This window comes from Aureispira anguillae, from assembly GCF_026000115.1.
In the GTDB taxonomy this organism is placed as follows: domain Bacteria; phylum Bacteroidota; class Bacteroidia; order Chitinophagales; family Saprospiraceae; genus Aureispira; species Aureispira anguillae.
This window is the reverse complement of sequence record NZ_AP026867.1, coordinates 1,889,774-1,916,209: the sequence shown is the minus strand read 5'-3', so window position 1 is coordinate 1,916,209 and position 26,436 is coordinate 1,889,774. Positions and strand designations below refer to the sequence as shown.

Annotated in this window: 37 protein-coding genes and 1 pseudogene; 7 read left to right on the top strand and 31 right to left on the bottom strand. The window is 35.8% G+C overall.

Annotated elements, in window-relative coordinates; translation table 11 throughout:
* Positions 1-223: 223 nt before the first annotated feature.
* Positions 224-1,000 carry a PIN domain-containing protein gene (locus tag AsAng_RS07310; protein WP_264792136.1) on the top strand — a complete coding sequence of 259 codons (777 nt, stop codon included), beginning with the start codon at positions 224-226 and terminating at the stop codon, positions 998-1,000.
* The gene (locus AsAng_RS07305) at positions 997-3,315 is read left to right on the top strand and encodes a hypothetical protein (protein ID WP_264792135.1); all 2,319 of its coding nucleotides are present in this window, start codon (positions 997-999) and stop codon (positions 3,313-3,315) included. Before AsAng_RS07310 ends, AsAng_RS07305 begins: the two co-directional genes overlap by 4 nt.
* 448 nt (positions 3,316-3,763) lie before the next feature.
* On the opposite strand, the pseudogene AsAng_RS07300 reads toward AsAng_RS07305, so the two are convergent.
* Positions 3,764-3,976, bottom strand: a pseudogene (locus tag AsAng_RS07300) (tyrosine-type recombinase/integrase); the annotation flags it as partial.
* Between the two features lie 87 nt (positions 3,977-4,063).
* Here AsAng_RS07300 and AsAng_RS07295 point away from each other — a divergent pair.
* On the top strand, positions 4,064-4,426 hold the full coding sequence (locus AsAng_RS07295; RefSeq protein ID WP_264792134.1) for a hypothetical protein: 363 nt from the start codon (positions 4,064-4,066) through the stop codon (positions 4,424-4,426).
* Between the two features lie 65 nt (positions 4,427-4,491).
* Here the strand turns inward: AsAng_RS07295 and AsAng_RS07290 are convergent, their stop codons facing one another.
* Positions 4,492-5,661, bottom strand: coding sequence for a site-specific integrase (locus AsAng_RS07290; RefSeq protein ID WP_264792133.1), 1,170 nt, complete (start codon positions 5,659-5,661; stop codon positions 4,492-4,494).
* A gap of 842 nt (positions 5,662-6,503) precedes the next feature.
* Between AsAng_RS07290 and AsAng_RS07285 the strand changes: the two genes are divergently transcribed.
* Both AsAng_RS07285 and AsAng_RS07280 read left to right on the top strand, forming a co-directional pair.
* Positions 6,504-6,752 carry a hypothetical protein gene (locus AsAng_RS07285; protein WP_264792132.1) on the top strand — a complete coding sequence of 83 codons (249 nt, stop codon included), beginning with the start codon at positions 6,504-6,506 and terminating at the stop codon, positions 6,750-6,752.
* Between the two features lie 598 nt (positions 6,753-7,350).
* Positions 7,351-8,016, top strand: coding sequence for a hypothetical protein (locus tag AsAng_RS07280; protein WP_264792131.1), 666 nt, complete (start codon positions 7,351-7,353; stop codon positions 8,014-8,016).
* A 407-nt stretch (positions 8,017-8,423) separates the two neighbouring features.
* Here AsAng_RS07280 and AsAng_RS07275 read toward each other — a convergent pair whose 3' ends face one another.
* The 14 genes from AsAng_RS07275 to AsAng_RS07210 all read right to left on the bottom strand — a co-directional run bounded on the left by AsAng_RS07275 (position 8,424) and on the right by AsAng_RS07210 (position 14,795).
* The gene (locus AsAng_RS07275) at positions 8,424-9,044 is read right to left on the bottom strand and encodes a glycoside hydrolase family 19 protein (RefSeq protein ID WP_264792130.1); all 621 of its coding nucleotides are present in this window, start codon (positions 9,042-9,044) and stop codon (positions 8,424-8,426) included.
* Positions 9,045-9,128: 84 nt separating this feature from the next.
* Positions 9,129-9,443, bottom strand: coding sequence for a hypothetical protein (locus tag AsAng_RS07270; protein ID WP_264792129.1), 315 nt, complete (start codon positions 9,441-9,443; stop codon positions 9,129-9,131).
* A 3-nt stretch (positions 9,444-9,446) separates the two neighbouring features.
* The gene (locus AsAng_RS07265; RefSeq protein WP_264791859.1) at positions 9,447-9,593 is read right to left on the bottom strand and encodes a hypothetical protein; all 147 of its coding nucleotides are present in this window, start codon (positions 9,591-9,593) and stop codon (positions 9,447-9,449) included.
* Positions 9,594-9,609: 16 nt separating this feature from the next.
* Entirely contained in the window at positions 9,610-9,816 is a 207-nt protein-coding gene (locus tag AsAng_RS07260) for a hypothetical protein (RefSeq protein ID WP_264792128.1), read from the bottom strand.
* 3 nt (positions 9,817-9,819) lie between these two features.
* Entirely contained in the window at positions 9,820-10,239 is a 420-nt protein-coding gene (locus tag AsAng_RS07255; protein WP_264792127.1) for a peptidoglycan-binding domain-containing protein, read from the bottom strand.
* A gap of 2 nt (positions 10,240-10,241) precedes the next feature.
* On the bottom strand, positions 10,242-10,517 hold the full coding sequence (locus AsAng_RS07250) for a hypothetical protein (RefSeq protein ID WP_264791862.1): 276 nt from the start codon (positions 10,515-10,517) through the stop codon (positions 10,242-10,244).
* 179 nt (positions 10,518-10,696) lie between these two features.
* Positions 10,697-11,143, bottom strand: coding sequence for a hypothetical protein (locus AsAng_RS07245; RefSeq protein ID WP_264791863.1), 447 nt, complete (start codon positions 11,141-11,143; stop codon positions 10,697-10,699).
* A gap of 6 nt (positions 11,144-11,149) precedes the next feature.
* Complete coding sequence (locus AsAng_RS07240) at positions 11,150-12,283, bottom strand: hypothetical protein (protein ID WP_264792126.1); 1,134 nt, start codon at positions 12,281-12,283, stop codon at positions 11,150-11,152.
* Positions 12,252-12,668, bottom strand: a complete 417-nt coding sequence (locus AsAng_RS07235) for a hypothetical protein (protein WP_264792125.1) — start codon at positions 12,666-12,668, stop codon at positions 12,252-12,254. Before AsAng_RS07235 ends, AsAng_RS07240 begins: the two co-directional genes overlap by 32 nt.
* 51 nt (positions 12,669-12,719) lie before the next feature.
* Positions 12,720-13,088, bottom strand: a complete 369-nt coding sequence (locus AsAng_RS07230; protein ID WP_264792124.1) for a hypothetical protein — start codon at positions 13,086-13,088, stop codon at positions 12,720-12,722.
* Positions 13,085-13,360: a hypothetical protein gene (locus tag AsAng_RS07225; RefSeq protein WP_264791867.1), complete on the bottom strand. Its 276-nt coding sequence runs from the start codon at positions 13,358-13,360 to the stop codon at positions 13,085-13,087. Before AsAng_RS07225 ends, AsAng_RS07230 begins: the two co-directional genes overlap by 4 nt.
* 84 nt (positions 13,361-13,444) lie before the next feature.
* Positions 13,445-14,170, bottom strand: coding sequence for a hypothetical protein (locus AsAng_RS07220; RefSeq protein ID WP_264792122.1), 726 nt, complete (start codon positions 14,168-14,170; stop codon positions 13,445-13,447).
* 137 nt (positions 14,171-14,307) lie between these two features.
* A complete protein-coding gene (locus AsAng_RS07215; RefSeq protein WP_264792121.1) occupies positions 14,308-14,652 on the bottom strand; it encodes a hypothetical protein in 345 nt (114 codons plus the stop codon).
* Positions 14,649-14,795, bottom strand: a complete 147-nt coding sequence (locus AsAng_RS07210; protein ID WP_264791870.1) for a hypothetical protein — start codon at positions 14,793-14,795, stop codon at positions 14,649-14,651. The genes AsAng_RS07215 and AsAng_RS07210 overlap by 4 nt, the downstream gene beginning before the upstream one ends.
* 403 nt (positions 14,796-15,198) lie before the next feature.
* On the opposite strand from AsAng_RS07210, the gene AsAng_RS07205 reads away from it, so the two are divergent.
* Both AsAng_RS07205 and AsAng_RS07200 read left to right on the top strand, forming a co-directional pair.
* Complete coding sequence (locus AsAng_RS07205; protein ID WP_264792120.1) at positions 15,199-15,351, top strand: hypothetical protein; 153 nt, start codon at positions 15,199-15,201, stop codon at positions 15,349-15,351.
* 159 nt (positions 15,352-15,510) lie between these two features.
* The gene (locus AsAng_RS07200) at positions 15,511-15,963 is read left to right on the top strand and encodes a TBP-associated factor 9 domain-containing protein (RefSeq protein WP_264792119.1); all 453 of its coding nucleotides are present in this window, start codon (positions 15,511-15,513) and stop codon (positions 15,961-15,963) included.
* Between the two features lie 12 nt (positions 15,964-15,975).
* On the opposite strand, the gene AsAng_RS07195 is transcribed toward AsAng_RS07200, so the two are convergent.
* The 15 genes from AsAng_RS07195 to AsAng_RS07125 all read right to left on the bottom strand — a co-directional run bounded on the left by AsAng_RS07195 (position 15,976) and on the right by AsAng_RS07125 (position 26,364).
* On the bottom strand, positions 15,976-16,590 hold the full coding sequence (locus tag AsAng_RS07195) for a hypothetical protein (protein ID WP_264792118.1): 615 nt from the start codon (positions 16,588-16,590) through the stop codon (positions 15,976-15,978).
* A 3-nt stretch (positions 16,591-16,593) separates the two neighbouring features.
* The gene (locus AsAng_RS07190; RefSeq protein ID WP_264792117.1) at positions 16,594-17,187 is read right to left on the bottom strand and encodes an N-acetylmuramoyl-L-alanine amidase; all 594 of its coding nucleotides are present in this window, start codon (positions 17,185-17,187) and stop codon (positions 16,594-16,596) included.
* Positions 17,184-17,615, bottom strand: coding sequence for a hypothetical protein (locus tag AsAng_RS07185; RefSeq protein WP_264791873.1), 432 nt, complete (start codon positions 17,613-17,615; stop codon positions 17,184-17,186). The genes AsAng_RS07190 and AsAng_RS07185 overlap by 4 nt, the downstream gene beginning before the upstream one ends.
* Before the next feature lie 234 nt (positions 17,616-17,849).
* On the bottom strand, positions 17,850-18,296 hold the full coding sequence (locus AsAng_RS07180; RefSeq protein ID WP_264792116.1) for a hypothetical protein: 447 nt from the start codon (positions 18,294-18,296) through the stop codon (positions 17,850-17,852).
* Positions 18,297-18,492: 196 nt separating this feature from the next.
* Positions 18,493-19,206 (bottom strand): hypothetical protein, encoded by a 714-nt coding sequence (locus AsAng_RS07175; RefSeq protein WP_264792115.1) that lies wholly within the window; start codon positions 19,204-19,206, stop codon positions 18,493-18,495.
* A 2-nt stretch (positions 19,207-19,208) separates the two neighbouring features.
* The gene (locus AsAng_RS07170; RefSeq protein ID WP_264792114.1) at positions 19,209-20,225 is read right to left on the bottom strand and encodes a hypothetical protein; all 1,017 of its coding nucleotides are present in this window, start codon (positions 20,223-20,225) and stop codon (positions 19,209-19,211) included.
* Positions 20,226-20,228: 3 nt separating this feature from the next.
* Entirely contained in the window at positions 20,229-20,618 is a 390-nt protein-coding gene (locus AsAng_RS07165; protein WP_264792113.1) for a hypothetical protein, read from the bottom strand.
* Between the two features lie 21 nt (positions 20,619-20,639).
* Positions 20,640-20,948, bottom strand: coding sequence for a hypothetical protein (locus tag AsAng_RS07160; RefSeq protein ID WP_264792112.1), 309 nt, complete (start codon positions 20,946-20,948; stop codon positions 20,640-20,642).
* A gap of 811 nt (positions 20,949-21,759) precedes the next feature.
* The gene (locus AsAng_RS07155) at positions 21,760-22,662 is read right to left on the bottom strand and encodes an LPD1 domain-containing protein (RefSeq protein WP_264791879.1); all 903 of its coding nucleotides are present in this window, start codon (positions 22,660-22,662) and stop codon (positions 21,760-21,762) included.
* Positions 22,659-22,814, bottom strand: coding sequence for a hypothetical protein (locus AsAng_RS07150; protein WP_264792111.1), 156 nt, complete (start codon positions 22,812-22,814; stop codon positions 22,659-22,661). The genes AsAng_RS07155 and AsAng_RS07150 overlap by 4 nt, the downstream gene beginning before the upstream one ends.
* Positions 22,815-22,929: 115 nt before the next feature.
* Entirely contained in the window at positions 22,930-23,421 is a 492-nt protein-coding gene (locus tag AsAng_RS07145) for a hypothetical protein (RefSeq protein WP_264792110.1), read from the bottom strand.
* A gap of 5 nt (positions 23,422-23,426) precedes the next feature.
* A complete protein-coding gene (locus AsAng_RS07140; protein ID WP_264791882.1) occupies positions 23,427-24,197 on the bottom strand; it encodes a DNA adenine methylase in 771 nt (256 codons plus the stop codon).
* A gap of 124 nt (positions 24,198-24,321) precedes the next feature.
* Positions 24,322-24,714, bottom strand: coding sequence for a hypothetical protein (locus AsAng_RS07135; protein WP_264792109.1), 393 nt, complete (start codon positions 24,712-24,714; stop codon positions 24,322-24,324).
* A gap of 149 nt (positions 24,715-24,863) precedes the next feature.
* Complete coding sequence (locus AsAng_RS07130) at positions 24,864-26,003, bottom strand: hypothetical protein (RefSeq protein ID WP_264792108.1); 1,140 nt, start codon at positions 26,001-26,003, stop codon at positions 24,864-24,866.
* Between the two features lie 61 nt (positions 26,004-26,064).
* Positions 26,065-26,364 carry a hypothetical protein gene (locus AsAng_RS07125; protein ID WP_264792107.1) on the bottom strand — a complete coding sequence of 100 codons (300 nt, stop codon included), beginning with the start codon at positions 26,362-26,364 and terminating at the stop codon, positions 26,065-26,067.
* Positions 26,365-26,436: the final 72 nt, after the last annotated feature.

Sequence of the window (26,436 nt, the reverse complement as noted above, 5' to 3'; positions counted from 1 at the left end):
TCAATTAGGATCATTTAATGTAGACAATACCAATTTCGTATAGATATAAATCTATAAATAAGTAGTTGGTGGAGATTATGATAAAACAAGAAAATTACTAGATACACTATGTAGTCATCTAAGAAATAGGACGTCTTATAAGATGATGTCAATAGTTTATGATTTTTTAAAATTTGTTTTATTTTGAATAATAGTAAATTCTGATATGTAACAATAATAATTTATGGCGTATAACCAACCTATCCTTACTCGTTTAACAGGAGTTGTAATAGTCGATTTTGATAACGTTTTCAAAACACCTGTTTCTCATGATAAAACGCAAATGATCGAACTTGAGTTAAAAGAATTTTTAGGAGAATTATTATCTGAAAATAATGCATTAGAAGAAGTAAATATTAGACTTTATGGAGGGTGGTATCATGGTGATAAACTTACTAATAAAGCATCTGTTCTTCAACAGGTTATTTCAAATGTCAATATATTTCCATATATTGATAATCTAAAGAAAAGAAAAATTCAAGGCACTGTAGAGCTAGTTTATTCATTATTTTTTGTTCCTTCATTAATATGGAAAAACACATATAAGGAAAAAGATGGGATAAAAAGTATTAGAATTAATCAAAATTCTTTAACAAATACTTGCAGCTCAAATTCTAGTATATGTCCACCTAAGATTATTGCTAAATTTACTAGAAAAAAAAGAAAAGTTTGTTCAGTTACTAATTGTAATACAATTCAAGAAAATGTATTTAAAGGGATGGAACAAAAGATGGTTGATACTATGATGGCATGTGATATTATGAGTTATGCAGATGAAGAACAAGTAAAAAGTATAGTTGTTGTTTCAGATGATACTGATATATTACCATCGCTTGTCGTTAGTAAGCAAAAGAATAACACAAACTGTAGTTTTACATTAATTATAAAAAATAATCGTATAAAAGATAACTGTAATTATTATTTATCTCCTTTTGATATTCCAGTAAAAATATTATCATGAATTTAGAAGAAATAAAATTAGATATTCAATCATTTGCAGATGATGATGCAGATGTAATTGTGGAAAATAATGGTAATATTTTATTTTCTAGAAACGGAAAGGATATTATTATTGATATATATCAAGACTTGGAAACAGGACAATTTCTAGTTAATTATGAAGGAGAAAGAATGGTATATCGGCAATTTATTGCAAAAAAATTAGCAAACTTAGATTTATTTGCTACTAAAATAGTTGAAAAAAGAATGCCCCCAGATCCTTATATTGATGGGAATGCGGTTCTTTTTTCAGCAACAAATTCGCAAGAAAAGAAAGGATTAGAACTTATCCATGAAGAGTGCTCTAAATTTTTATTATCAGGAACAAAACTGACTTTTATTACAGCAGATGCTGGACATGGGAAAACAGCATTATTGAAACAATATCAGTCAGAACAAGCTAATAGATATTTAAGGGGAGAGAGTAGTTTTTTATTTTGGCATGTGGATTTACAGGGACGTGAACTTGTAAGATTGAATGAGGCTATAATGTATGATTTAGGTGAGTTACGAATACCAGGGCTCTATTACTCTTCTATATTAACTTTGTTAAAAAGAAAGTTTATTGTACTTTCAATTGACGGTTTTGATGAATTAGCAGCAGAGGTTGGGGGATCAATTGCATTAGGAGCTTTATCTAGCCTTGTTTTACAAATGAAGAACAGCGGCACAATTATAGCGGCTTCCAGAAGAACATTTTTTGATACTCAGAATTACATTAAAAGAACTAAGATATTAAGAGGTAAAATTTCATCAGAATGTCAATTCAATGAAATGAAACTTCAGAATTGGTCAAAGGATAATGCTATAGATTTTATTTCGTATTATGATGACGACCCTCAGAAAATATATCAAGAATTATTAATTGAACTTAATTCAAATTCATCACATCCTATTATCACAAGACCTTTTTTATTAACTAAAGTAATTCAAGGAATGGCGGAATTAGAAGTTTCGCCAGCGGAGTTTATAGGTCAGTTATCAGATCCCTTAGAGGGTGTTGCTGCTGTTGTAGAAGCATTTACAAAACGAGAAGTATCGAAATGGAAATTAAGAGATTCTGATACAGGTAAACCTTACCTTTCCTACGAACAGCATGTCACACTTTTGTCTCAAATTGCTTATGATATGTGGGAATCTAAAAGTGACAAAATATCTATTGAAGAAATACAATTAATAACGACTTTGTTATGTGATGATTGGGTAATAGAACTTAAAGTTAGACCTAGAATTATCAGTATGGTTAATTCACATGCATTATTAATTCCTCCAAATAACTCACAAGCTGATTTGAGAAAATTTGAACATGAAGAGTTTAAGAATTATTTTCTTTCAAGATATTTGGTCACCATTATTAATAGTTTTCCTAGCTCTAATCGCTCAATAAAAAGACAATTAAAAAAAATTCTTTATATAGCTCAGTTGCCAGATAGTGTGGCTAAATATACTTCTAAATATATTAATGTAGATAATATTAACATGCCAGCATTGTTAGATATGTTTGCTTCGATTATAGAAGAAGAATGGAAGCCAACTTACTTACAGACTAATATAGGAACTTTTATTCCTTATTTTTTGCATGATTATAGCCCCAAGACAATTATAGAGTTTTCTGCAAAGGTAAATTATATTAGTTTAATATATGAAAATAAAAATTTATCTAGAATTCGAATTTTAAATGGTAATTTTATAAATATAAGCTTTAGAAATACTAAGTTTGAGAATGTTGTCTTTGACAATTGTACTTTTAATGAAATTAGAGTTCATTGCGATTCTGAAAATAATTTTAGAGGAACTAGATTGGTGGATTGTGATATAGCTTGTGTTATTCTTTATAAAGATAATAATATTATAAATTCTGCCTATTCGCCACTAAGCATTTCTGTCACTCTTAAAGATCTTGGTTTTGAATTGAATAAAGAAGAAATACTGCCTTCTATTAAAGTAAGAAACCCTTCATTCAAAAAAGTTGTAAATCGGTTCCTAAATGTCTATAATAAAAGTACTTTATTTTATGAAATGAATATAAAAGAAGATGGATTTTATTCGAAGGATAGAGGTCTTATTTTAAACGATATTATACCATTACTTTTAAAATATAGAATTCTTGAGGAGCGCACAACAAAATCTACTAAAAAGGTAAATAGCAAAGCATGGAGTTTAACTATAGACTTAAAAGAATTATTTTCTGCTGATGCAGAAAATAATAACTTAGAATGCGATAGAGACAACGAAAATATAGTTTGTTTTTGGGAAGAAGTTAATAGTCATGAGTAGGTATTATTTTTATAAGTATAGCTACGAAAGAGAAAGGGAGCTTTGCTTTTGTGTTGCTGTTTTTTTCTTTTTTATCACAGAACGAATTTATTTAAATACTATTTATTATAGGAGAATTTAAATAAATGCTCCCCCAAAAAAAGTCTAGAGATAAATGATCCATTAATGTTAAAGTATTTCTTCACAAAATTTAACGCTTCAAAACTCGCTATGCTCAGAGGATTGAACCCTGTCTTTATCTGCTATAGAAGACTAGTTTTCTGCGATGTATTTTAACATTAATGGGTCATTTACTCAAAATAGCAGGGAATCTATCTTAAGTCTGAACACATTTATTTTTTTTGAAGATCTCTAAACTAGTGCGAGCCTTTACTAGGTTGTTAGTTGTAAAAGGCTGCTTAAATTGAAAACTATATTACCAAATCCGAGATAAGCTATTGTTCAAAAGCTACCAATCCACTCCATCCAGCGCATCATTGACCAGCTTATTAGACAAATGCAAATAGCCCATAGTCGTTTCAATCTTAGAATGCTGTAAGATCGCCTTTAAAATATGAATGGGCACCTTAGAGGCTAAATGCGTAGCAAACGTATGGAGACCGACATGGCTCGTGATCGTTTTGGGAATAGCAGCCAAAGCAGCCAGCTCCTTTAGCGTACGATTAAAATACTGGTTGGCGAACTATTTATTAAGAAAAGAGGTTCTTTTACAAAACACTTCATCAATCTTAAAATAACCTCAATTGATATGAAACCAGATATAGAAATTATCTGTCCTAGCTGCTCAAGCAAAGCGGCTTTTTATGCACCAACTGTTGTTCGAAGAACTTGTTATGTTCCAGATATGAAAGGAAAAGTAGCTTGTAGTTTTTGCGGGTGTAATCGAGAACATGATTTTACATCTAAAGATTATTATTATTCCATACCAGTAGGTCGCAGATTTTTATATGCTCGTACTATGGAAAATTTGAAAGTATTATTGGCATATTTTAAAGAAAACAAAAGACGGCAAAGTGATCCTGAATTAGATTTTCCAAAAGAGTTTTATGAAAATCGTCTAGAAATTGTAAAACGAATTGAAAATAAGATTTATAAGGAATTGGAAAAATAATTACAGGAAATAAATATCTAAAAAACAGGCCATTTATAATCAAAACAACCTGTTCTATTATTCTCCTACCAATCCACCCCATCCAGCGCATCATTAACCAGCTTATTAGACAAATGCAAATAGCCCATAGTCGTTTCAATCTTAGAATGCTGTAAGATTGCCTTTAAAATATGAATAGGCACCTTAGAGGCTAGGTGTGTAGCAAAAGTATGGCGACCAACATGGCTAGTAATTTCTTTAGGAATACAAGCCAAAGCAGCCAGTTCCTTGAGGGTACGATTAAAATACTGGTTGGTGTATTTATGAAAGATCGGCTCCTCTTCAGCGCCCTCTTGGATAATTCTATATTTATAGATTAATGCTTCGGGTTTTCGCTTGTGCAACTTATACAAAGGCAGTAAGAGCTGTTTGCTGGTCTTTTTTGCCACAATGTTTAAGATCAGCCCCTCCTTATCCTGGTCGATGTCCTTATGGCGTACAGCGCAGGTATCAGAAAAGCGCAAGCCCGTATAACAAGAAAATAAAAACATATCCCGAATCAGCTCCAGATAAAATTCATCCTGTTTAAAGGTCAAGGCTTCTAAACGTTGCACCTCGTCTGTAGATAAAACCGTTCGTTCTGTTGGAGCTGTGCTAGGTGTAAACTTTAGATAAGGATTTTTATTGGCATCAAATAAATCCCTCCTAATCGCTTGATTAATGTATTTCTTCACCTGCTTATGATGCGTATATACCGTATTGGTGTGGAGCTTATGGGCATACAAAAACGTATCAAAGCCGTGGATTAAATTATAGGTCAGTTCCGAAAACTTTACATCTTTTTGATAAGCAACCCAATAATTAAAAGCCGTTTTGTGCTTCTTCTTGGTGATTTTGGTCAACTTAGTATCGTTCTCTAGCTCGTATTTCCAAAACTCTGTAAATGACTGTACATCCTCATACTTAAAATAGCTCTCTAACTGCTCCAAAGTCATGCTCCCATGTTTCTTAATCCATTCTAGCGCATAAGCCTCCAACTCGTCCAATTGTCGCCTTATTTCAGCATTATATTGAAAATGGTTAGAATGATTTACGATTTTATTATTGCGAGCGCACCATTGCGAAGGAGTAACATAAATGCCAGTAGCAAAATATTTCCGTTTCTTATTTAAATAGGCTCTTATTTGAACAGAAGCAGTTCCGTCCTTTCTTAATTTTTTATTTCTACTATTATAAACTATTGCAAATTTAATCATATTATTTCTTTTTAGATTTGTGTGTTATCAAAAACCATTCTAAAAAGAAGACCCAATGAAAGAGTTCTGCCCCTCCTCCTACTCTTTCTAAAATAAGGGGGACAAAATTTGGACACGAAATGAGGACTTTCAACCTCAATACAAAGCAGCAAAAAAAGAAATTCTACACAAAAAAGCTTAAAACAGCGATGTAGCCTAATGTATAGCGTTTTTAGATAGAACAACAAGCTTCTAAAAACAGTTCCAAAAGGGGGGACAAAATTTGGACACCAAACCGTCTTAGACTGCCCTGAGCGCATTTAAGCTGTGTCCCCCTAAAAAAAACAGGGCAAAAAAGTAAAGGCATAAAAAAAAGCTAGAACCTCGATGGTTGCTAGCTTTTAATTTTTTCTATGTAGACAAATGTAAGTCTAAATAGTACCCGGAGCGGCTAAGTTCTATGGTCAAATAGAGTACTGATAGTCAATTTTATGGGTGTTTTTCATTTTTTCTCTGGAACGAATATGGAACAATGCCCTTTTTTGCCTAAAAACAACCTAAATAGGTTCTAATTTGAATCGTTTTTTTGTTTTTTTTCATAAAAAATGAAATGCTTTTTGTTCCAAGTTCTATTTGTCCCAAAAAGTGAACTTATATCCATACAACAATCTAAGCTACGAAAATCAAAAATCAGCTTTAACTATAGAAAATATAAGTATTAGTTTTTTAATCAAACCCTTTATACATCGGAGTTCAAACGATATTTTTTTAAAAAATATCTAAAAAAGAAAAAGGCGGAACTAAAAAGTAAGATATATTGATTTAAGATATAAATATAATAATTTCAATACCTTAAATTCATTATGAATAAAAAACCTAAGAGGGGCAGTTCAACTCCCGAAATTTTAAGTTCCAAAGAATTAGATTTTAGTCCTACATTTTTACTTTATCTCTCTGTACTAAAAGAACGTAAAACTGAATATTTAAGTTTTTTGTTGATAGTACAACGTCTATTATTAAGGGATGCCTTAGAAAACAAATGGAGCAAAGAATATACAGATATTATTGAAAACAATATATCTGTTCTCCAACATATTATTCTTGAAGCTTAAAAGGTTAGCCACTCCATTTTTTTGTGAGTGGCTTTTTTTGCTCCCTTTATAAGTAGGCATACAACACGAAATATTTATTTATTATAAAGTTTTTGGTAAAAAACACCTAACACATTACACTTATATATATTACGGTTAACCCCATTTTCAGGGCAAGTTTAAGCAGATTTATAATGAATATTCTTTAGATATTTTTCTTCTAATTCGTCTAGAGAAAATGCAAAATTTATTAAAAGATATAAAGTATTATTGGATGAGAATATTTGGCTCAAATATCGAATTTATATGGATCAAGGTAATAATTTACAGAATACAAATAAATTAAAATCATATTACAATAACTTTGTTTTAAATAAATTTATTACTTATGTTTGTATATGTTTTTTATGAATATATAAATACAGAGTCATATGCTGGATCAATAGAAAGTAAGTAGATGGGCAAAATTAATTGTAAAATAAAATAACTTAAGTTTTTCCAGTTTCACATAAGCAAAAATAGAAATAAACAAGTGATTACTTTACGTTTTTATTGTTCTAGTTGGTGACTTAGCTATTGCTGCATTTATTTATTACTTAATCAAATCTTTTAAAAAATCATGAAAAATTTATTTTTGAATTCTATTTTATTGTTTTTAGCAATTTCAATTTTCACTTCCTGTGAAAAAAAGGAAATAAAGGTCAACAATAATAAACAAGAAAGTGAAAGATTAATTCAATTTTCCAAGAAGATCTCCTTATGGGATAAAAGAAAAAATAATAATGTTATCCTCGAAATATCCTCACATGATGAAAGCGTATTGGAAAAATACAACGAAAAAAACTTATCCATCAAACCTGTTTTTGAAATTGAGGAAATTAGTAATAACCAGAGCGATTCTAACATTGAAAATCCACCTAATATTGATAAAAACAAATATGAAGTTCATTTCAAGTTAATAAGTAAGTCATTAGAAAAAAATGCAATAGCATTTAATCTGAATTTCAATTTCACGGAAAATGGCAGAGCTTCTGGAAGTTACTCTGGAGGCTATAGATATTTTTATTCCGATCATTTTCCACATTATTTTCACGTTAGCCCAGTCCAAGGCTGTGTTTCTGCCTGGTTTTATACAAGAAACGATGGTAGCAGTACCTGGAACAACTGGGGAAATTCTAGAGGCTATTATTTGTGCACTCAAAATAAAACAATGTATTCCACATCCGCATACATTGAAACTATGTTGAAAACTACAGGCGGTACGTATGATGTTACTTGGTACTAATTGAAAGTCGCATAATTAATCGGTAGGAATTTTTCTTACCGATTAATTATTCTTTTTCACTAGTGTTGTAAATTTCAATATTGTCTCATACTACTAAATATCAGATGTCTTAATTTTTTTTAGGCACAACCAATAATTCCTTACCTTGTATCAGACTATATATAATTATCCTATACTAACGATTATCACAAATTAAATTGTAAAGCTTTTCGAGAAATGGTTTTGAAATTGTGTAAAACAGCAGCAATTCTCATAACTATTTCCCTTTTATCATGACCTTTAAAGCGTACAATTCAAAAGCTATTTTAAACTTCTCCTGGTAAACAGCTGCGGAGATTAGCAAAGTTCGATAAGATCGGCACTTCAAAATAAAAATAGAATAATAAATCAAAAATAAGTGTACAATTCTAAACAATAGCTTGAGCAATCAAATTAGCATAGCCCTCTATTCTTTGCGCCCGATCCAAGCCATTAACCACCCTACGAGCAGTATAAAAATCCACCTTAGAGCTGTTGATGTAATTCTTTAAAGGCTTACGAGTGAAAGCCCCTTGTAACATGCCTTGCACTAAAATACGAGCGGCATAAGAAGATTTTAAAACCAAAGCAGGATTGGCAACAAAATCCACCCCTAAGAGCTGAGACATCTTAGCATAGTTTCGCTGGTGCGTGAGCTGGACAAAACCACGCCCATAATACCCCGTATACCAATAGGCATTCTGACGATTGTAAACATCGGTTTGAGAAGGTGAAGCTCTGCGCTCCTCAATGGGTCTAAAGTTACTTTCATGTCGGGTGGTGGCTAGAATATAAATGAGCTTATTAAAATCCTTGTCACCGTATTGTTCAAAGGTTTGTACAATAATACGAATTGAATCCTTTTGAGTAGCATCTAAACTTCCAAAGGCTTGCTCGCAAGCTTGTATAATTCGTTCTCTCTGGAGCTTTAGCAAAAAAGTTCGAATGAGAAAAATCGCAGCAATCAGCCCCACTGCTCCTCCAAGATATATTTTGTGTTGTGGTTTCATGTTTTTAATTATTAAAATGGCTTTACTTTTAATGTGTTATTAAAAATAAAGCCAAGACCTTTAATCCTTATTTGAGTTTTTTTACTAAAATAAAAGCACCACTTTTTGAGCTAGGATGGCTCCTTTTGCATCTTTGATAAAAAGATAAATCACACCATCCTTAGAACTAGCTAAAAAGCGAACCCCATCTTTTTCCTTTCTCCACGTCTGCCCATATTGAATGGTATCAGAAAAGGCAGCTCCTTTATAGGACATTTCAAACTGAATCGCTTTTTTTTCCTTGAGGTATTGGTTGACCTTAATTCTAGGCTTATTCTGTTTTTGCCACTGGGTATAAACAAGACCGCCTCCAATGCCGATCACCAAAAGCACAATAAAAAGTTTTGTTTTAGTATTCATAGTTTATTTGCATTTAGGAGCACCTGAATTATACAACCAACGAATCCATAAGACAAGGATCACTAAGGACAATAAAGCCGATGCTCCAATTAGGATAAATCCTAAAATATTAGGGCCTTCTACGGTTGTTTTATTTTCTGGAGTATTCATAATTAATTAATCTATTTTATGTTTTTTTAGCAGTGCTGTTGCCTTGTTGGTAGAGCCATCGCAGCCCAAAGAGGATAACGATGATAATTAAAAGCGGTTGGAGGACAGCCAGCAGCTCAGAGGAGAAGCTCGGCTCCTTGTTCTCTGCTTTGCTAGTAATCCACCAATAGCCCGTTGCTCCAGCGCCAGCCGCTACAATTGGAATTAATAAAGGAATGGGCATACGTTAGTTTTTTTGATTGGCTAGAATCAGTTGCAATTGATGAATGCTCATGGTCTTTTTGTTGGTGAACTTAAACAAGAGCGCTTCTGTTTTAGCACCAAAAATCTGATCAACCACGAGCTTTGCTTCAATGGGAACGGTGCCGTGTTGGCTTTGATAGTCGTGCTCTGCATTCAAAAGGCGTTGCAACTCCTGAACGGACAAGCCCCGATCGCCCTTTTTTAGCAGTTGATTTCGATCAATCGTTTCAGATGGTGTATTGGTGCTCACAGGCTGTTTTGTTGGCGTATTGCTGTCTTTGCTCAGTCCTTTGGGCAAAAAGAAGTTCATCCATTGCTCCTTGGTGGCGTAAATCAAGATCACAAGAGCAATTAGTCCTAGCCCAATTAAGGGCTTTTTATATTCTTTGATGCTGCTTTTCATGCTTATTGAGTTTTAACGTCAACATCTCCATTCACCGACAATTCTTTGGCAGAATCAGTGCTATCGGTTACGAGCGTTCTGTCTTTGATGTCGTCCTGTTTAGGAGCTTGTTTTTTTTTATCTAATTCTTTTTCTAGTGCCTTAATTTTGCGGTGGTAATAAAAACTAAGTCCGCCAAATAAGAGCACAACAAGGATAAGAGCAGCCCAACGCTTTTTGTGAGGAATGCCTTTTTTAGTTGTTTTTGCGGTTGCTGCAACGGTTATTTCTTCAGCCATGATTTTTTGAGTATAATTTGTTGAATAATAAAAGTGTGTTCTTTGGAGGCTCCTGTTTTTGAAATATTAGACCTTAGATTTTAGATGCTAGATCATTTGATTTTAGTCTAAAATCTAAGGTCTAAAAATGAAATGCTCTAGCATCTAAAACTAGCAGCTCCCAAAGAAGAAAAAAGCGCCTAAGTGATTTGTAAGGCATCTAAACGCTTGATAAATTGTTGGTGTGGATCATCCTGCCACGGTAAGTTCCAACAGGCGACCCAAGCCTCATTTAAGACTTTTCTTAAGGTCTTGCCATACACTTGCAAATAGCCATCGGCAACGGCTCGTATTTGAACATCTTGCAAGGCTAACAATTGAGTTAAGACCTCACAACGTCCCGTTGACCAATTGACGACATAAGCTGTATGCACCTTTTTGACCATAGCAGAAGGATTCCAATCTATATTTCCTGAATCAGTGCTAACGGTAATGGGTTTGATATTGGGATTGGCATCGCTTGGTTCATCTGTGCTTTTCTTGCCAGAGACTCTACCCAGTACAAAAATGACCAATAGAATGACGACAATTCCACCCCCAATCCAAAGATATTTTTCATCAATTTGGGTTTGTTTTATTTTTGCCATGTTGTTTTATACATTTATAATGTCAGAATTAGGATTCGTATTGCTATCTGTTGGATCAGTCGGTTCAGGCTCTTTGTCGCCCGTATCAGGATTGATATAAGTCATCCAAATACCATCTCCATTGTCCTCTTTGGGAGCGGTCAAAGCTCGAATGGCTTCCCACTCCGTCACACGATCTAAACGATCAATTTCAGCCAACCAACGCTCTGCAAAAGAATATTGTTTGCCCCCACAATACGCCCCTGTAGCATTAGCATGATGGTGATGATGAACGGTTAAATTTCTATTGTATTTATCAACACATTCGGTCAATTGCTGGTCACTAACCCAAAAACTATTAAAGCGTTTAAAAAAATCAATGTGGGTACGAACGCCTGCATGAGAAAACCAAACATCATCGGCGCTAGGTGTAAAGGCAGAAGTAGTACCAACCATTAAGTTTAAACCAATGTTAGGCAACCACCAACGGGCATTGCTATCCCTTCTATGGGAGAGATTAAATCCTTCCCAGCCTGCATCTACAAAGCGTTGTAAATCGTGTCGATATTTTGCCCCTCGCTGTTCTTTGGTTCCATAAACAGGAAATTTTAAATAACGATGGGCAGGATCTGCGCTCCAATCCATATTGGCTAATTGCCCAAAAAGCTGATCAATAGCCTGTTGTTCATCAGGCGAGTTGCCCATCATGGATAGTCCTGTATTGTACTTTGCCCGAATCAAGTCCATAACATCTTCCCTTGCTTGTAAGCGTTGCATTTTTTCTTGAATCAAGGCTTGCCCTTGGGTACCATAGATATAAATAGGCTTAGGAGGAGGTGGCGGCGGTGTTGTTGTTCCTTTGTCATCATTATGGTTAGGGTTTTGACTACCGTTATTAAAGCCACCACTACCAGACCCCATTAAAAAGGCAACTTGATCAGCGGTCAGTCCAGGGTTTTGACTAGAAGCATTATTTCTTCCTTTAATTCCCGTTGAGCCTCCATCGTTGTTGTTCTTTTCTTTTTCATCGTCTGCATCCTTCTTTGGGCGTACCCAAAAATAGATGCCGATTCCACCTCCAATAAGCAGGACAAACAAAAGAACAATTAAGCGGCTCGAAGGGCCTTTCTTAAGCTTTGGGGCTACTGCTGTTGTTTCCATTTTTTGTGGTATAAATGATTAAACCAATTAACAACAAAACGACCACGACACCACCGCCAATTAACAAAGGACTAGTGGGATTTTTAGGATTTGTATTGTTGTTGTTTCCTGTATTTGTAGAAGGAGTAGAACTGGAAGCACCGCCGCCATTGGCAACATTGCCAACGGAATCAATCACGTTAGCACCGCCATTAAATAATAACCCCAAACTAGCAAAAATCTTATCTACGGTTACTTTATTATCCTTGTCAGCTTCTGTATTGTTGTTATTGTTGGAATCATCGGGAGGGCTGGAATTTCCAGCTCCATTGCTAGAAGTGGAATCGTCAGGAGGACTAGAATCCCCTAATGTTTGAACCTTCCATTGGCTATCTGTTAAGCTCATTGTTTTAGATTTAGTGGCGAATGAATCAATGTTTTCTTTGGTGGTTAAGGATTAACCCTTGGGCAATTTGGCGGTTTTAATAGAATGATAAGCCATTGCCAAAAACAAGATAAATAAAGAACCCATCAGCCCCAATCTTGCTACATCGTAATAGGTACAGATTTTACAACTAATCGCATCGGTTGGCGTGCTAGGCGTTGCTGGTGCATTGTCTTCTTGGGTGGTAGTGGGTTTATCGGTTGTGGTTGCCGTGGTACTTGCATCGGTTGGAGCGGTATCACTTGGCGTTGCTGTGGTGGTCGTTGTGGTGGTGGTGCTCGCATCAGGTACAGGCTTATTGCTATCGGTAGGAGTCATAGCGTTGGCATTGTCTGTACTTAGATTAGGAGCGGTTTGAATTTCGAATTGACTATTTTTCACGATCTATTTAGTTTTAATGCGATTAAATATATGATTAAGAGAAACAAGCCTAAGCCAATAGAAGCTCCCACGCCAATAATCAATCGGCGCTCACGGTCTTGCATCACATCTTTTTCCTGTTCTCGTTTCTTGCTCTCTTGCGCTTGCATCACCCCAATCATCATTGCGGCGACCTCTTTGCTGCTCATCCCATGGTTTCCAATATTAATATCGGATAGGATGTCGCCTATTTCTATATCCTCAAAACTAAAGCCTTCTGCTGCTGCTGCCATCTTTTATTGGTTTAGGGTTGGGAAAAACGCCAATACGGAATCGTATTGGCGCTCTGCTTGTTATTGTGCTTTAGCGGTGTTCTTCTAGCGAATCGGCGTAAAGGCAGTGTATAAGGTGATGGTCAGCTCTTCACCCACAGGAACAGTAAACTCAATAAAGTTCATGCCGTCCAAGACTAGGCTAAGTCCTTTTTCTGTCAGATAATTGCTGTCCATGGTGCGGATCTCTGTATTTTCATCGTTAGAAGAAGATTTTGGATAATGCAAACGCTTATCGTTGATGACCTCTCCAACATGAGAATAGGTTTTAAACCTTGGGCTATATGAATAAACATTATCATTACTGGCAAGGAAACGAGCGCCTGTAATTTGCAACAAACCATGATTGGCTAGGCGACCAATTACATTTAAGGTGTTGTCTTTAAAGGTACCGCCAATGACAGGGCTACCTTTGACCACCTGTGCTCCATCAAAGATTTCCAAACCAAGATCCGACATGCCCAAACAAACTTTGGCTTCAGCATCGGTTGCCGTTTCGATAATGACTTCAATTTGGCTGTACTCCACCTTGTCGCTGTTTTCTTTGTTGCTTGCTCTAGGCGTAATGGCTTTTACCTTGTAGCAATCGCCCATGGACATGCTCTTGTCAATGATAGCGGTTCCTTTTTGCACGGCTTGTTCTACCACAGCAGCTAATTTGTATTGAGGTTGGTTTTCTACAGGCTCAAAAGAACGCTCTCCATTGATTTCTACCCATGGAGAAGGTAAATAATACTGGTTGCCTACAGGAAAAAATACTCTAACTTTCATAAGAGAAGGAATTTTGTTGGTTTGAATGATAAGGTTGTTAATAAAATGTAAGGATCAGATAAACAATAAGGTTGCTTCGTTCTAAGGTTAGATCGCTGCGCTCTTAGATGCTAGATTTTAGACCAAAATGTCTAAAATTATCCTCTACTTGAAGTTTGGAACTTTCGTTTAAGAAAGCGGTAAAATTGCTGCATCTTACGATAAACAGCGGTAAAAAAACGGCAAATTCTAGGCTGATTGACAATGAATAAAAAGACAATGCTAATCAACATAAAGAGGCATTTAAAAACATCTAAAATCACTAAGATTTCTTGTTGATGTTCGACCAGTTGGTAAAGCCTTAACAGTTCGTTGGCTTGTCGTTCTACGCCGTTTTTGTGCAAGGCTAAGAGCAAACTATCCATGCCATCGCTCAAATTGTAGATTCCAACGTTAAACAATCCAACAAAAAAGGTAAAAAGGGCTTTGCTTATTTCTTTCATCCGTTTGTTTTTAGCACACGAAGGTAAATAACCATTAAGAGTAGCACTCCTGTTAGGGTCATACCCAAACTCAAAGGATCTACAAAAAATCGGATTCTTACATCGTGCTCAGATTCATCAGGTAATAAATTGATTTTGTCCATTAATGTCAATGGTTTTTGGTTTAGTGGTACATTCTAAAAGTGTTTTAAGGTTTAGCTTTCTTTCTTGTTTTTTGTTATTTTCGTCTACACAAAGATGCAGCAAAAAAGGCTAGGAATCCCAATTCTAAAGCCGCTTTGAGGGCATTTAGTGGCGTACTTTTTAGTATTTTTGAATTGTTTTTTGAATGCTAGAAAAGGGCGCTAAATCAGGTGTTTATTGAAGCCTAGCAGGTGGGCTAAAAAAAATTACGCACAAAATTACGCCTTTGGGGTGGAGTTGTTCTTTTTTGCTGCATTTAGCTGGATATTGAGTCGTTATAGGTTGGTTAAGTGCAGTACTTATTTTGGTGTTTTAATAAAAAAGAGATAGGTTTAAGGCATTAACTCATTATAAAAAATACTCATGAACGATCTCAAAGGAGGCTTTGCTTTGGATGCTTTAATATTTTTGATGGTATTTGGCCCTTTTATACTCCTTGCCTTATTAATTGCTTTTGTAATTTATATGCTTGTTAGTATAAAAAAATCCGAAGAAGAAGAGAAAAATCGATTGTAGTCTTATTTATAACATCACCTGATATTCCATCCTAAAATGTTTCTTAAAAAAGAAAAAGCGCTTTTCAAAAAAATATCTATTCGAGGTCGTCTTGCATTTGGAACTAAATGTATAGAATGGATGGGGAGATTCTATCAATAGAAAACGATTTGATTAAATATGTCGATTAAAAATTGGATTGCAAAAACAGATTTTGAACAATTGTTAGCTACCCTATACCGTTCTCAAAATGCCCCTCAATGGAGAATTTTACTTTTTAAGTATGCTTACCGTTATCAAGATACCTATCCTTTTGATTGTTTGGAGGATGCATTTGCCTTTTTGGAAGAAGAACTCAAGGGGAATAATATTAGAGTATTATTAACAGAAGAACTAGAAGAGATCCAAACAGCAGTTTCTTATGCAATGGGAGAATATTGTTTTAGTTTAACAGAAATAGCAGCCGTTGTGAATAGGCTTCTAAATACAGAACCACTTTCTCAATCAGAGATTCAAACGATGATAAACCATATTTGGGAAGCCTATTCGTGTAACTTAAACCCTTCTCAATTTATAGAACGGGAAGATCATATCTTAACCCAACTTGTAAAAAAATACATTTCGATTCATTAACGTTTTTATTGATTATCGTTGTTGTTTTGGCTTAAATCTAACCAAGCGAACCCCCAAATTAACCGAATGAATGTTCTGCAATAGATCGTAATCATAGCCCAGCGCCCAGCCTTTTGCGCTAACAAATTGCAACCCCAAACGAACACTATTAAAGGAATTGATACTAGCACCCACACTACCCGTTAGCAGCAAAGAGCTAACAGGAAGGGGAACAGGTTTTGTAATTTCTACGGTTTTAGTGATCTGTTTGGGAATCTTAAGCCGATAATCCAAACTATTTTTAAGCAGCTCTCCATTTACAATAGAACTATAATAAAGCGTTAGATTTTCATCTTCTAAGCTGTCCTGATAAACATGAGCTGGACGATGTTTACTGGTATCAATTAGCGCTTTATGAACAATATTTTTAGTACTATCTATATAAATAATGGTTGGAGCTGGTATCTGTTGTTGTGGAAGCTTGACAATAACAGGCGGTGGTAAAATGGTATCCATTTTAACCAAAGTATCAACCCTATAAATGGGCTGCTCATTCTTGGTTCCTTGTCGGCATTCTTGCAAAAAAAGGCTATAACCAATCAGTAACAAAAGGGCTATAAATTGAATATTGTCTTTATTAAATTTCATAGGTTAAGCGACTAAATCTCCGTGTTCTAAAATATTTTGAATCAAATCAACGATATACCAAGCGATCCTGTCCCTGCCTTTTTGCGTCAACAAATAGGTTTTGCATTCCTGCTCGTTGTCCATAAAGAAATTCTCCAGGAGAATGGCAGGCATGAACGAGTAACGCAAGACATAAAAATTCTTGCGTTTGATGCCTCGATGCTTGCTTTCTGGAAAATGCTGCGAGAATAGATCCCTAGCCCAAGTGGCATAGTATAGGCTCTTTTGACTAGACTGTTTGGCAATAAAGACCCCAGCTCCGCTTCCTCCTCCTGCATCCGCATGAATAGAAATCAAAAAGGTTTTGCCCTTGTATTGCTCGTGGATGGCATTGGCCCGCCGAATACGTTCCTTGAGAGAAATGTCCTTGTTTTCAGGCACCAAATCGTAATAAGGAATTCCTTTAGCGGTCAACAGCTCAGCGACCCTTGCTTTGATGGCACGGTTAAATTCGCCCTCATAAATAGTGGTGCCGTCCTTAAATTGGTATTGCTTGCCCAAGGTTTGATAATTGCCTCCAATCATTCCCCCGTGCCCATTGTCTAAAATAACCATCATTTTGAATTGGTTTTAGGTTGGTTTTCAGAATCGCTTTTGTGTTCGCCTTGGCTAAACCTACTTTGCGTTTGATAGGCCACCAAAATGCGTTGATGTTGATGTTTTCGGTAAAATTGATACTTGATCAAGGTCTTCGCTTGATGATTGTTTTTTGGCTTAAATTTACCTTTTAAAGCCTGCTCAATACTGCCTTTTTTGAGATTGGACAGAATGACTTCAAAGGTGCAACGTTCAAAGGATAAGTGGGACAATACGCCGCCTTTTTGGTAGAGCCTAGAAATACCCTTGTAGATATTTTTAGACGCACCAATGTAAATTACTTGATCGTTAAAACGAATGAGATAAATGCCTTTTACGGAGCGGTATCGCCCCAATTGCTTTTTAGGGAATGGAGGTTGAACGGTCAAAATAGCTTCTTGACGGTTCATAATAAACTTTTTTTATGCTTTAAATTGTTTTCATTAGATCACTTTGTTTTTAGATCGCTTTGCTGTTTTTAGATCACTTCGTTTTTAGATCGCTTTGCTGTTAGATCATAGATATTAGACTGTAGTTTATTGGGAGTCTAATATCTATGATCTAACATCTAATATCCAAACACCCAAGAAGCTTAAGCAAGCCCTAATCTTTATCTAAAACGAAAGAATGCTAAACCAATTCATTTATATTTTAATATTAGCAAAAAAATGATCTATATCAATACGTTTTAGCTTTTTTTCAAGTTGTTGAAAGTATTCTAATTGATAATTTTTGTCATAACGCACCAAAATAGCTCCTCCATGTTCTAAACTTTGAGCGACCTGAACACTAATGGTTTGATGTCCCACTTTGGCTAAGACTGCTTTTTTAGCGATTTCAGGCAAGCGCCCCAATTGATGCTCAAACAAACCGCTGATTTCTTCGCCTGCGTCAAAATCGTACAACAATTTCTTTTGAGGGGTGAAAATCTGCCCAATCGCTTGTCCCTTTTTAGCGGATAATTTTAAGACCAATTCAAAGGGGTTTAATTGCTTACTGTCCGCAATAGAAGTCAAGAGCTGTTCAATGACCTTTTCTAAATCTTTCTTTAATTGTGGTTTTTGCTGTTCTAATAATAATTCTAATAGCATTGATTTCTGTTTTATCGTTTGATTTTAATAAATGATAGCTCTACTCCTTAAGTAACCGACTTTTTTAACCTATTTGAGTTATAAGTCCTAAGTCGTATGTTCAGTCCTTGTGAATACAGGACTTACGACATACGACTTATAGCCATTCTCCCAATCTAAAAAGCGGTTCTTTATTTTGCAGTAGCTCATAATTGATTTAGGTACTTTTTTTAATAATGATAGGTTTTACCTTTTTAGGATTTAATCGTGGTTTGGCTCGTTTCACCACCAGTTGCCCTGAATCCATAATTAAGGTACAATGGCTGTAAACAGGAGCCGTGCGCAAGATTTTAAAAGCTTGCATGACTTCTGGAAAATGAGGAATGATTCTTTGTTTCTTGCTGGGTGGTGCCACATTGTTTTTAAAGAATCTTGCCAAGGTCAAGGCTCCCCATGCACCATTGGGGAACATGTTCGGATCGTGAAACACCAAGGCAAACCAAATTCCTACGTGCTTAGCACGATAAAAACAGGCTTTTTGTGCTTGGGTCAATTGAGCCGAGAAAACATTGGTGGCATCGTCTATGATAAAAAACAAGCCTTTGTAGCCCTTTTTTGAGAGCGCCTTGTACAATAATTGCTCGGTTAGCTTTTCATCGGCCATCATGGCTTTGACTTTTTTGCCTTTGAACTTTTTCATAAAATGTTTCTCAAACAAATAGTCCCTTCCTTTGTAACTAAAATAGAGCTTCTTGCTTTTGGAATCCGAATGCAGTTCAATTTCAATAAAGCCTCTCCAGTCTTTTTCATGTCCCGAATTGTACACAAAAATAGTCTCTCGTCCACAACGCTTCACAAACTGTTGTAGATCGTAGGTTTTTCCTGAATGTGGTTTACCAAAATAGGCTAAAAAAAATGGATGGTTGCTCATGCTTATTCCCCGTATAAAAGTTCTCGAATCTTTGTATTATCATAGCCCTGATCTAACATTTTTTGGATCGCAGGACTTGGTTTTTCATCGGCAACACTCGTACGGCAAAACTGCCCTTTGGGCGTTCGATTATAACAGCCCGTTTCTTTGTGTACACTAAATGTTCTACGGTTTTCTTTATATTCCTTGAGCTGGCTGTAATCTTCTGAATCGCTCTGTGTTTCTGCTTCGACCACTTCTTCTTCGATTTCTTCTCCAGCCGCCTTTCTTTTTTGCAGGCGCTTGGCTTGTAAGCGATGAAAATAAGCAGCTCCAAGTGTGGGCATTCCCCAAAGTGCCAAAGCGATTAAAAGCGTTCCCATTGGCGTGGGAGCCTTGACCTCTGTGCTGTTGAAATAGTTGATAAAGGCATTCAACAAAGCTTTGTTCAAACGCTTATCACTGGTATAATTAGCGGCAGGTTGTCCACTAATGGCACTACAGATCATGGCTTTGGAATCGTCTAATTTTTCCATAACTAGATCACCCAAAGTTCGTAGGGTTTCCAAGTTTTTCACGCTATCACCTGTCACCTCACTAATCAGCTCATCAATGGGTTTATCTTCTCCTCCTTCAGGAATGGACTGATCTAAAACATCTTCCTCCTCTTCGTCCTCATTTGGGAACTCCCAATCTTCGGTTTCTTGATCCTCCGTTTCCTCGTCTTCACCCTCCGTTTCAAACGCCAAATCTTCTTCGATTTCTTCCTTCTCTTCGGGGGCATAATCATCGCTGATTCCTTCGCCATTTTCTGCGGTGGGTTCTACGTTCATTTTTTCCGCATTTTCTACGTGCTGCCCACGTTCATTTTCTATAAATTCAGATTCCGTTTTTTCTGCGTTTTTACGTTCAAAAACGCATTTTTTAGCATTTTCTAATCCATTTTCTGAATCATTTTCTAAAGCGTTTTCTAACTCATTTTCTGAGGGGTTGATAAACGCATCTAAAATGGGGTTTTTGTCTTCCTCTTTTTGGGACATAGTTTACAAGTTTTTTAAAGCTTGATACAATGATTTTAATTCTGAAATATGCGTAACCGTAGCGGCATAAATAGACGTTTTATGAAGATCATTAAAGGAACCATTTAATGCCTCTAGGTCGTCATCCTGAAAGATGCCATCCATCATTAAAGCATATTCGTCTTGCCCCAATTTGTTTAAATGCTCCTGGACCAAAGCCAAGACTTCTTTTTTGTCCACGGGATGCGGTAAATCTTGTTGATGCTCGCCCTGTTCGACTTTGGTGGGCGCTGGCTTGGAATCGCTTTTATTGGTGGCTACGACTCGTAAATTAACGGCTTTAGACAGTTGTAAAGGGCTTCCGTCCAAAGTGATGACAGCTCCTTTTTTGAGTTTGATTAATTTGCTATACATGGTTGAATTAATTTAGATAAATTAACGATTAATTTGTTGACTCTTTTTGGCTATTTTTCTGCGTTTTCTACGCTTTTTTACGGCTTTTTTGCGTTGTTGCTGTTGGTTGGTTGTATCTCTTAATCGGGGTGTTTTTTGAATGCTTTTTACGGGCTTTTTTTCTATGGATAAGGGCACTGTTTTTTCCTGCTCCATTCCATCCAATGCCCAAAACTCATTTTCGTCTAAATAGACAATTTCTTCTTTTTGAATTGCTGTTAAAGGAGCTGGACTAGGGCCTAAAAAATAAAGTAGCCCTCCAATTAGAATTAAGCTCAATATTAAAATCATGGTTTTTTATTTTTTATGTAATCAATTGGTTTTAGATAAAGTTAGAGCATGTCTTTAGCATTGAAAAGAATTCAGATTACAGGGGTCGAATTTAATGGCGTATTTTTTTGACTTTCTTTGATGACATAAAAAAAGCTGCTCAAAAATGAACAGCTTCTTTTAACATTTAGATGGAGAGCAGTTTTAAAAAAGAAAAGACCTTGCACGTATTCCCATTCGTGCAAGGTCTAAATCACCCCAATTAAAACCCACCACGAAGTAGCAGCGGAGCTAAATTTATCTTGTAGAATTTTAGTGGAGTTAAAGATTGGATTTGCACGTATTCCCATTCGTGCAAATCCTAATCACCCCAATTAAAACCCAAATTTATTCTTGTGGAATTTTAGCAGAGTTAAAGATAAGGATTTGCATGTATTCCCATTCATGCAAACCCTAAATCACCCCAATTAAAACCCAAATTTATCTTGTGGAATTTTAGTGGAGTTAAAGATTGGATTTGCACGTATTCCCATTCGTGCAAATCCTAATCACCCCAATTAAAACCCAAATTTATCTTGATGGAATTTTAGCGGAGTTAAAGATTGGATTTGCACGTATTCCCATTCGTGCAAATCCTAATCACCCCAATTAAAACCCAAATTTATTCTTATTAGTTGTTATCACTTTTGATACACTTATTACATTTGCCAAATCAATGCCAAGAAAATGTAAGTATTGAAAATGAATCTAGTACATATTTAAATAAAATATAAACTGTTCTATTTTGAAAATGAAACCTAAAATGAAAAGATAAACATGGGTGGGTGCTTATCTAAAAATGCTTTCTCATTTGGATCAATAACTTGTCAAAGAGCGGCACGACCGTTTTTATTTCCGAAAGGAGCATATATTGAGCGGTGTGATACTTGGTTTTAGTTAGAAAGACATTTTTAATCTTCAATTCCTTTAGTTTATAAGAAATGTACTGTTCAAATAAACGAGCAAAAATCTCATTTCTACTTAGAAAATAATCCCAATAACGATCAGGAAGTAGCTCTTTAATTCGCTTCACATAAGCAGACTCAGAGCGTTTGCTACTATCCCAATAGGCCTTTTCTAAAATGGACTCCATTAAATAGCGCATGGGGTACTTGTTTTTATCGTATTGAATCCGTGTAGGGTCAGTAGAATGCCCATCCGATAAAGCATAAACTTTAGCGGTTGTTTCTACTCTGGAACCAAAGAAGTAATCCAAGAAATGCCCATACTCATGGGCAAAAGAACCCACTCCACCCGAAATAACAAAACGAGTTGGTTTGGTGTATGGCTCCTTAAAACGATGTGCTTCCTTGTAACGAGTCATGTTGATGATGTGCGACCATGGCTCATAATGCGCTTTAGCTCCTTTTTTGCCCCTTGCACCAAAGGCAACGCCTAAATGTTTGTCTAAGCCTAAATTATTGCCTTTAAAGCGTAATACTCGATTGAGATCAAATAGACAAACGGCTAGAGCTGCTAAATAGTTAAAGCGATCCTCATGGGTGACCCAGTTGCCAAATTGATACCCTTTGAGTTTAAAAAATTCCGATACATCTCGTACATCTTTGATCTTTTTCAAATCATTACTGGCATCGCCTTTTCTGAATTCTTGGTAAACTTTTTTAAAGCCTTGGTCTTGCCACCATTGCTCCGCCTTTGAACCGCCCTCAGGACGTAAGGTATCTATAATTTTCATGAGCGCTTGCGGTTTGATTTTGTTTTAGAATTTGATTTGGGCTTACGGAGCTTTTTTTGATGCTCTTCGTTTAATAAAAAATCAGGGACAGCCATGCCCACGACTTCTTCTCCTGGTCTTAGTTTAGCTCTCGTTTTTTTTAGCTTTTTCATGTGAATTAGAATTTTGTAAATAAATGTAAAAGCCCTAAAATAAAGCATTGTAAGGCTATATGCAAGCAAATAAAAAACGCCACTAGAAACTAATGGCGTATTTTTTTGACTTTTTTTATTTTGCTTGTTTTTCTAATGGATTTTCAAGTTGTTCTAACCAATGTTGATAGCCTTTTAATTGACCTTGACAAACCGATATACTCAGGTCTATACTCAATTTTACTAAAGGAATCTTTTGTGCTCGTTTAAGCTTTCGCATCTTTTTTAATTCGGCTTGTAATTCTTCTATTTTGGCTTCTAAGGCTGCCTTTTTTTCTTCTTTTGTCATGTTGTTAATTCTATTTAGATCACCTTTAAAATAAGGTTTTAGGATGGATAAGGAATCTCCATAAATGATTTTCTGAATGGCTTTGTTGCTCAATCCTTGATTTAATAATTCTTGTATTTCTTTGGATGGATAATCATTTGCTATACGAAGTGGAATGTATTTATAATCGGTGCCAAATCGGTAAGCGCCTGTCTTGAGATGCACCTCAAATTTCATTCGTCCTTCTTGGTATTCAGGAGTCTTGTTATAATCGCTTGGTTGTTCTTCTATCGACATCATTACAATTAAAATAAAGTTCTTTGAATGGGTTGATAATTGGTAATGAGCAGTTCCATTTTTCTGTTCTTGATGTTTTGGCGTTCCCGAATGGGTATGATATTAAACCCTCTCCTTTTGGCTTCTGCAAGAATAAAGGGATGGTCAAATTCACTCATAGCACATTTGATTCCTGAATGGCTCATAATATCAAAGCAATCCAGACTTTCTTTTTGTGTCCAGTTGGGCACCTTATAGCAATGTTCTGTTTCAAGGTAGACAGGATCTAAATAGACAAAGGCTTTTTCTTTGTCTAAAACTGTTCTAGAAAAGGAGATTTTGCCCAAGACTTCCCTAAAATCATAGTTCGTAATTTTGGTGTTTTTTAGGGCTTCAAAGGTTGGTTCTATCCTTGTTAATAATCTAGCTTTGGTATTGTCTAAACCTAAACGCAGAGTGTCCCCTTTTCCCAAATAAGTGAAATTGCTCAAGAACAAAAATCGAATTGCTTTTTGCAGGGGATCTGTCTCTTGTTGTTTTTTCCAATGCTGAACCAAGGAACTGCTAATGGGCAATAATTCTAAGGCTTGATATAAATCTTCTTTTCGTTCTTTAAGGATCAAAAATAAATTGGTAACATCATCATCCAAATCATTCAAAATATTGAATGCTGCTTTGGGGCTGTAAAAGAACAAACCTCCTGCTCCAAAAAATAAATCAATTCGCATTCGATGATTTGGAAAATGGCGGTAAATGGTCTGGGCTAATTGGCGTTTGTTGCCTAATCGGGTTAGTATCATTTTTTACTGTTGTTATTCATTTTTACTTCCAAAGTACTGCCAACGTACTTTGGAAGTACTTCCTTTATTTATAGGGGTTTCGGGCGTTTTAAAGAATTTACAAAGTAGCGAAAATCTGCCCGTTTTACTTTGGCAGTAAAGCAGGTCGTTTTAACGATTCTTTTTGCTTTTTAACAGTTTCATAAAGTTGGTCTAAAGCTTCGAGGTTGTTTTTGACATTTTGGATAATAGCATATTCATCCAACAAAGGATAGTTACTGAGAAAAAGCTCTAGTTTGTCTTCTAGACGATGTTTTTTAGTGTAAATAAGCCTTGTTTGTTTTTTGGGTTCGTCTGTAAATTTCAAGAAATACAATTCAGCTTCTTGTCTCATTTTATTTAAATCCAAGTTTTGCAAATACTCATATTCCTTGTCTCCTGGTCTTTCGCCTGAGATCATAAAAACAGTTTCTCCAATTACTTGAGCGATGAGTTCACTCACGGTTATAACATCTGGTAATTCTTCTATCTCTATCATTATTTTAGAATTGTTTTTTTTGTTGTTTTACTTCCGAAGTAACAAGCGTTACTTCGGAAGTAATCCTTTATATATCGGTGTTTGAAGGTGTGCTGTTACTTCGGAAGTAACGGAGTGTTACTGCGGAAGTTCGAGCGTGAAAAGGCAGTTTATTTGATTTTATTTTTTTTCCTAGCAGCCAAATAACATTCCCGATTACAAAAAGTATGATTGTGGTTTTTATGAATAAAAGGCGTATTACATTCAGGACAAATTCGAGTATAATCCTTCTTAACCTTTTCGGTTTCGGTCAAGTTTTCTTCCTGCTCGTAATCCTTAAAACTAACTTTCTTGGTTGCTCTAACACCAATCGTTTCCACCTCTAAAACCTTCGCTTCTTCAGCAGGAATTTCCTTGTCCACTTTCGGCATATTTTCAGGATCACTAGAAGGGGAGCTGTTCTCCTTCGCCTTTTGTCTTTCCTTTTCACATTCGGTATAATACCACCAAGAAAAGCAGAGCGAAAAGAGAAACAAAACCTCAAAACCAATGGCTGCAATAACGAGCTGTTCTCCTAACTCCATTCGCTCTTTTTCAACCGCCGCTTTTGCCGCTTTATTTTGCAATAGGGTAGCTGTTTGAGCTGCTTCATTTTTTTTGTCTAATACTTGAAGCGCAGAATCTTTTTTATGTTCTGTAAGCGCAATCCTTTCATTAATGCGCATCACCTCTTCGGAATCTTCGGTGCGAATTCTACCATGATACAAGCGAGTTTGGATATAATTTTCTCGTTCTTTGGTCAAGGTTTCAATTTTCGTATCGTAGGTTGCCTTGACTGCTTCTGCTTCTTTTTCTTCAGGGAACAGCTCCATGGCATCAGCAATAAAAAGACTGGGTAAGATCTTGGCACCTTCAATGGAAATGTAAATGCTGGTGCCCACCATCAACAAGGCTAAAAAGGTAGGGAATTTTTCAACCTCTTTGTATTGGTTTAAACTCTTCATTACATCGTTGGTGGCTTCTCGTTTAACCACTTCAATCATGCTAACCAAAGCAGCGGAAAAGATTACCCGAATTAGCATTGGCGAGCTTTCAAATAAGTAGGAGAGCATCACAAAAGCAGTTCCCATGCTTGCGAGTTGAGCAATGCCGCTCATGCCGATAAAGGCGGTATTTGCCAAGGCAAACCGCTCAGAAAAACGCTTGTGTTTAAATTTTCCGTCTAAGGTTTTGTCTAGTCTATCCCGAAATACAATGCGGTTGATCTTTTTTCGCATTTCTGCGTAGGGATTTTTTGTGAAAGTTGTCATATCTTTGTCTTTTAATTCTTTTGAATAGGAGCGGCTTATTATCCCTAAGCAGCTCCTTTTTTTAATTGGTAAATGCGCTTCTAATCTTGTTTAATTTTTGGATAAAGCGTTTGATTCGAATGGCTTCCTTTAAACAAAATAGGTTTAGCAGAATGGATTTACATCGAGGATCGTTTAGTAGCTTAATTCGGTTTAAACCAACTGGCCAAACTGCTGCCCATCCAGTTTTCCTTCTGATCCTTTTAGCTAATAAACCATCGTACATCCTCTTTTTTCTTAGCAATTGTCGAATAGACATTTTTAAAAAGAGTGCGAGTTGTTCTGCTTCTTCTAAGGTGTTAATTTGTTTTTTGTAGTACATTTTAATCGTGTTTGGAGTCAGATTCTTTATTGTCAAGTAGTAAATAAATGTCTAAGGGCGTTGATTCTACCC

Bases quoted from the DNA above. Each gene is read 5' to 3' on its own strand.
- AsAng_RS07205 (WP_264792120.1), top strand. From the start codon at position 15,199: ATGAACGATCTCAAAGGAGGCTTTGCTTTGGATGCTTTAATATTTTTG.
- AsAng_RS07265 (WP_264791859.1), bottom strand. From the start codon at position 9,593: ATGAATACTCCAGAAAATAAAACAACCGTAGAAGGCCCTAATATTTTA.
- AsAng_RS07270 (WP_264792129.1), bottom strand. From the start codon at position 9,443: ATGAATACTAAAACAAAACTTTTTATTGTGCTTTTGGTGATCGGCATT.
- AsAng_RS07145 (WP_264792110.1), bottom strand. From the start codon at position 23,421: ATGATGTCGATAGAAGAACAACCAAGCGATTATAACAAGACTCCTGAA.
- AsAng_RS07170 (WP_264792114.1), bottom strand. From the start codon at position 20,225: ATGTCCCAAAAAGAGGAAGACAAAAACCCCATTTTAGATGCGTTTATC.
- AsAng_RS07260 (WP_264792128.1), bottom strand. From the start codon at position 9,816: ATGCCCATTCCTTTATTAATTCCAATTGTAGCGGCTGGCGCTGGAGCA.
- AsAng_RS07210 (WP_264791870.1), bottom strand. From the start codon at position 14,795: ATGGACAAAATCAATTTATTACCTGATGAATCTGAGCACGATGTAAGA.
- AsAng_RS07225 (WP_264791867.1), bottom strand. From the start codon at position 13,360: ATGGCAGCAGCAGCAGAAGGCTTTAGTTTTGAGGATATAGAAATAGGC.
- AsAng_RS07175 (WP_264792115.1), bottom strand. From the start codon at position 19,206: ATGAGCAACCATCCATTTTTTTTAGCCTATTTTGGTAAACCACATTCA.
- AsAng_RS07135 (WP_264792109.1), bottom strand. From the start codon at position 24,714: ATGATAGAGATAGAAGAATTACCAGATGTTATAACCGTGAGTGAACTC.
- AsAng_RS07275 (WP_264792130.1), bottom strand. From the start codon at position 9,044: ATGAAACCACAACACAAAATATATCTTGGAGGAGCAGTGGGGCTGATT.
- AsAng_RS07290 (WP_264792133.1), bottom strand. From the start codon at position 5,661: ATGATTAAATTTGCAATAGTTTATAATAGTAGAAATAAAAAATTAAGA.
- AsAng_RS07235 (WP_264792125.1), bottom strand. From the start codon at position 12,668: ATGAGCTTAACAGATAGCCAATGGAAGGTTCAAACATTAGGGGATTCT.
- AsAng_RS07220 (WP_264792122.1), bottom strand. From the start codon at position 14,170: ATGAAAGTTAGAGTATTTTTTCCTGTAGGCAACCAGTATTATTTACCT.
- AsAng_RS07285 (WP_264792132.1), top strand. From the start codon at position 6,504: ATGAATAAAAAACCTAAGAGGGGCAGTTCAACTCCCGAAATTTTAAGT.
- AsAng_RS07310 (WP_264792136.1), top strand. From the start codon at position 224: ATGGCGTATAACCAACCTATCCTTACTCGTTTAACAGGAGTTGTAATA.
- AsAng_RS07305 (WP_264792135.1), top strand. From the start codon at position 997: ATGAATTTAGAAGAAATAAAATTAGATATTCAATCATTTGCAGATGAT.
- AsAng_RS07185 (WP_264791873.1), bottom strand. From the start codon at position 17,615: ATGAACCGTCAAGAAGCTATTTTGACCGTTCAACCTCCATTCCCTAAA.
- AsAng_RS07155 (WP_264791879.1), bottom strand. From the start codon at position 22,662: ATGAAAATTATAGATACCTTACGTCCTGAGGGCGGTTCAAAGGCGGAG.
- AsAng_RS07190 (WP_264792117.1), bottom strand. From the start codon at position 17,187: ATGATGGTTATTTTAGACAATGGGCACGGGGGAATGATTGGAGGCAAT.
- AsAng_RS07125 (WP_264792107.1), bottom strand. From the start codon at position 26,364: ATGTACTACAAAAAACAAATTAACACCTTAGAAGAAGCAGAACAACTC.
- AsAng_RS07195 (WP_264792118.1), bottom strand. From the start codon at position 16,590: ATGAAATTTAATAAAGACAATATTCAATTTATAGCCCTTTTGTTACTG.
- AsAng_RS07130 (WP_264792108.1), bottom strand. From the start codon at position 26,003: ATGACAACTTTCACAAAAAATCCCTACGCAGAAATGCGAAAAAAGATC.
- AsAng_RS07150 (WP_264792111.1), bottom strand. From the start codon at position 22,814: ATGAAAAAGCTAAAAAAAACGAGAGCTAAACTAAGACCAGGAGAAGAA.
- AsAng_RS07180 (WP_264792116.1), bottom strand. From the start codon at position 18,296: ATGCTATTAGAATTATTATTAGAACAGCAAAAACCACAATTAAAGAAA.
- AsAng_RS07165 (WP_264792113.1), bottom strand. From the start codon at position 20,618: ATGTATAGCAAATTAATCAAACTCAAAAAAGGAGCTGTCATCACTTTG.
- AsAng_RS07215 (WP_264792121.1), bottom strand. From the start codon at position 14,652: ATGAAAGAAATAAGCAAAGCCCTTTTTACCTTTTTTGTTGGATTGTTT.
- AsAng_RS07255 (WP_264792127.1), bottom strand. From the start codon at position 10,239: ATGAAAAGCAGCATCAAAGAATATAAAAAGCCCTTAATTGGGCTAGGA.
- AsAng_RS07160 (WP_264792112.1), bottom strand. From the start codon at position 20,948: ATGATTTTAATATTGAGCTTAATTCTAATTGGAGGGCTACTTTATTTT.
- AsAng_RS07250 (WP_264791862.1), bottom strand. From the start codon at position 10,517: ATGGCTGAAGAAATAACCGTTGCAGCAACCGCAAAAACAACTAAAAAA.
- AsAng_RS07280 (WP_264792131.1), top strand. From the start codon at position 7,351: ATGAAAAATTTATTTTTGAATTCTATTTTATTGTTTTTAGCAATTTCA.
- AsAng_RS07245 (WP_264791863.1), bottom strand. From the start codon at position 11,143: ATGGCAAAAATAAAACAAACCCAAATTGATGAAAAATATCTTTGGATT.
- AsAng_RS07200 (WP_264792119.1), top strand. From the start codon at position 15,511: ATGTCGATTAAAAATTGGATTGCAAAAACAGATTTTGAACAATTGTTA.
- AsAng_RS07240 (WP_264792126.1), bottom strand. From the start codon at position 12,283: ATGGAAACAACAGCAGTAGCCCCAAAGCTTAAGAAAGGCCCTTCGAGC.
- AsAng_RS07295 (WP_264792134.1), top strand. From the start codon at position 4,064: ATGAAACCAGATATAGAAATTATCTGTCCTAGCTGCTCAAGCAAAGCG.
- AsAng_RS07140 (WP_264791882.1), bottom strand. From the start codon at position 24,197: ATGATACTAACCCGATTAGGCAACAAACGCCAATTAGCCCAGACCATT.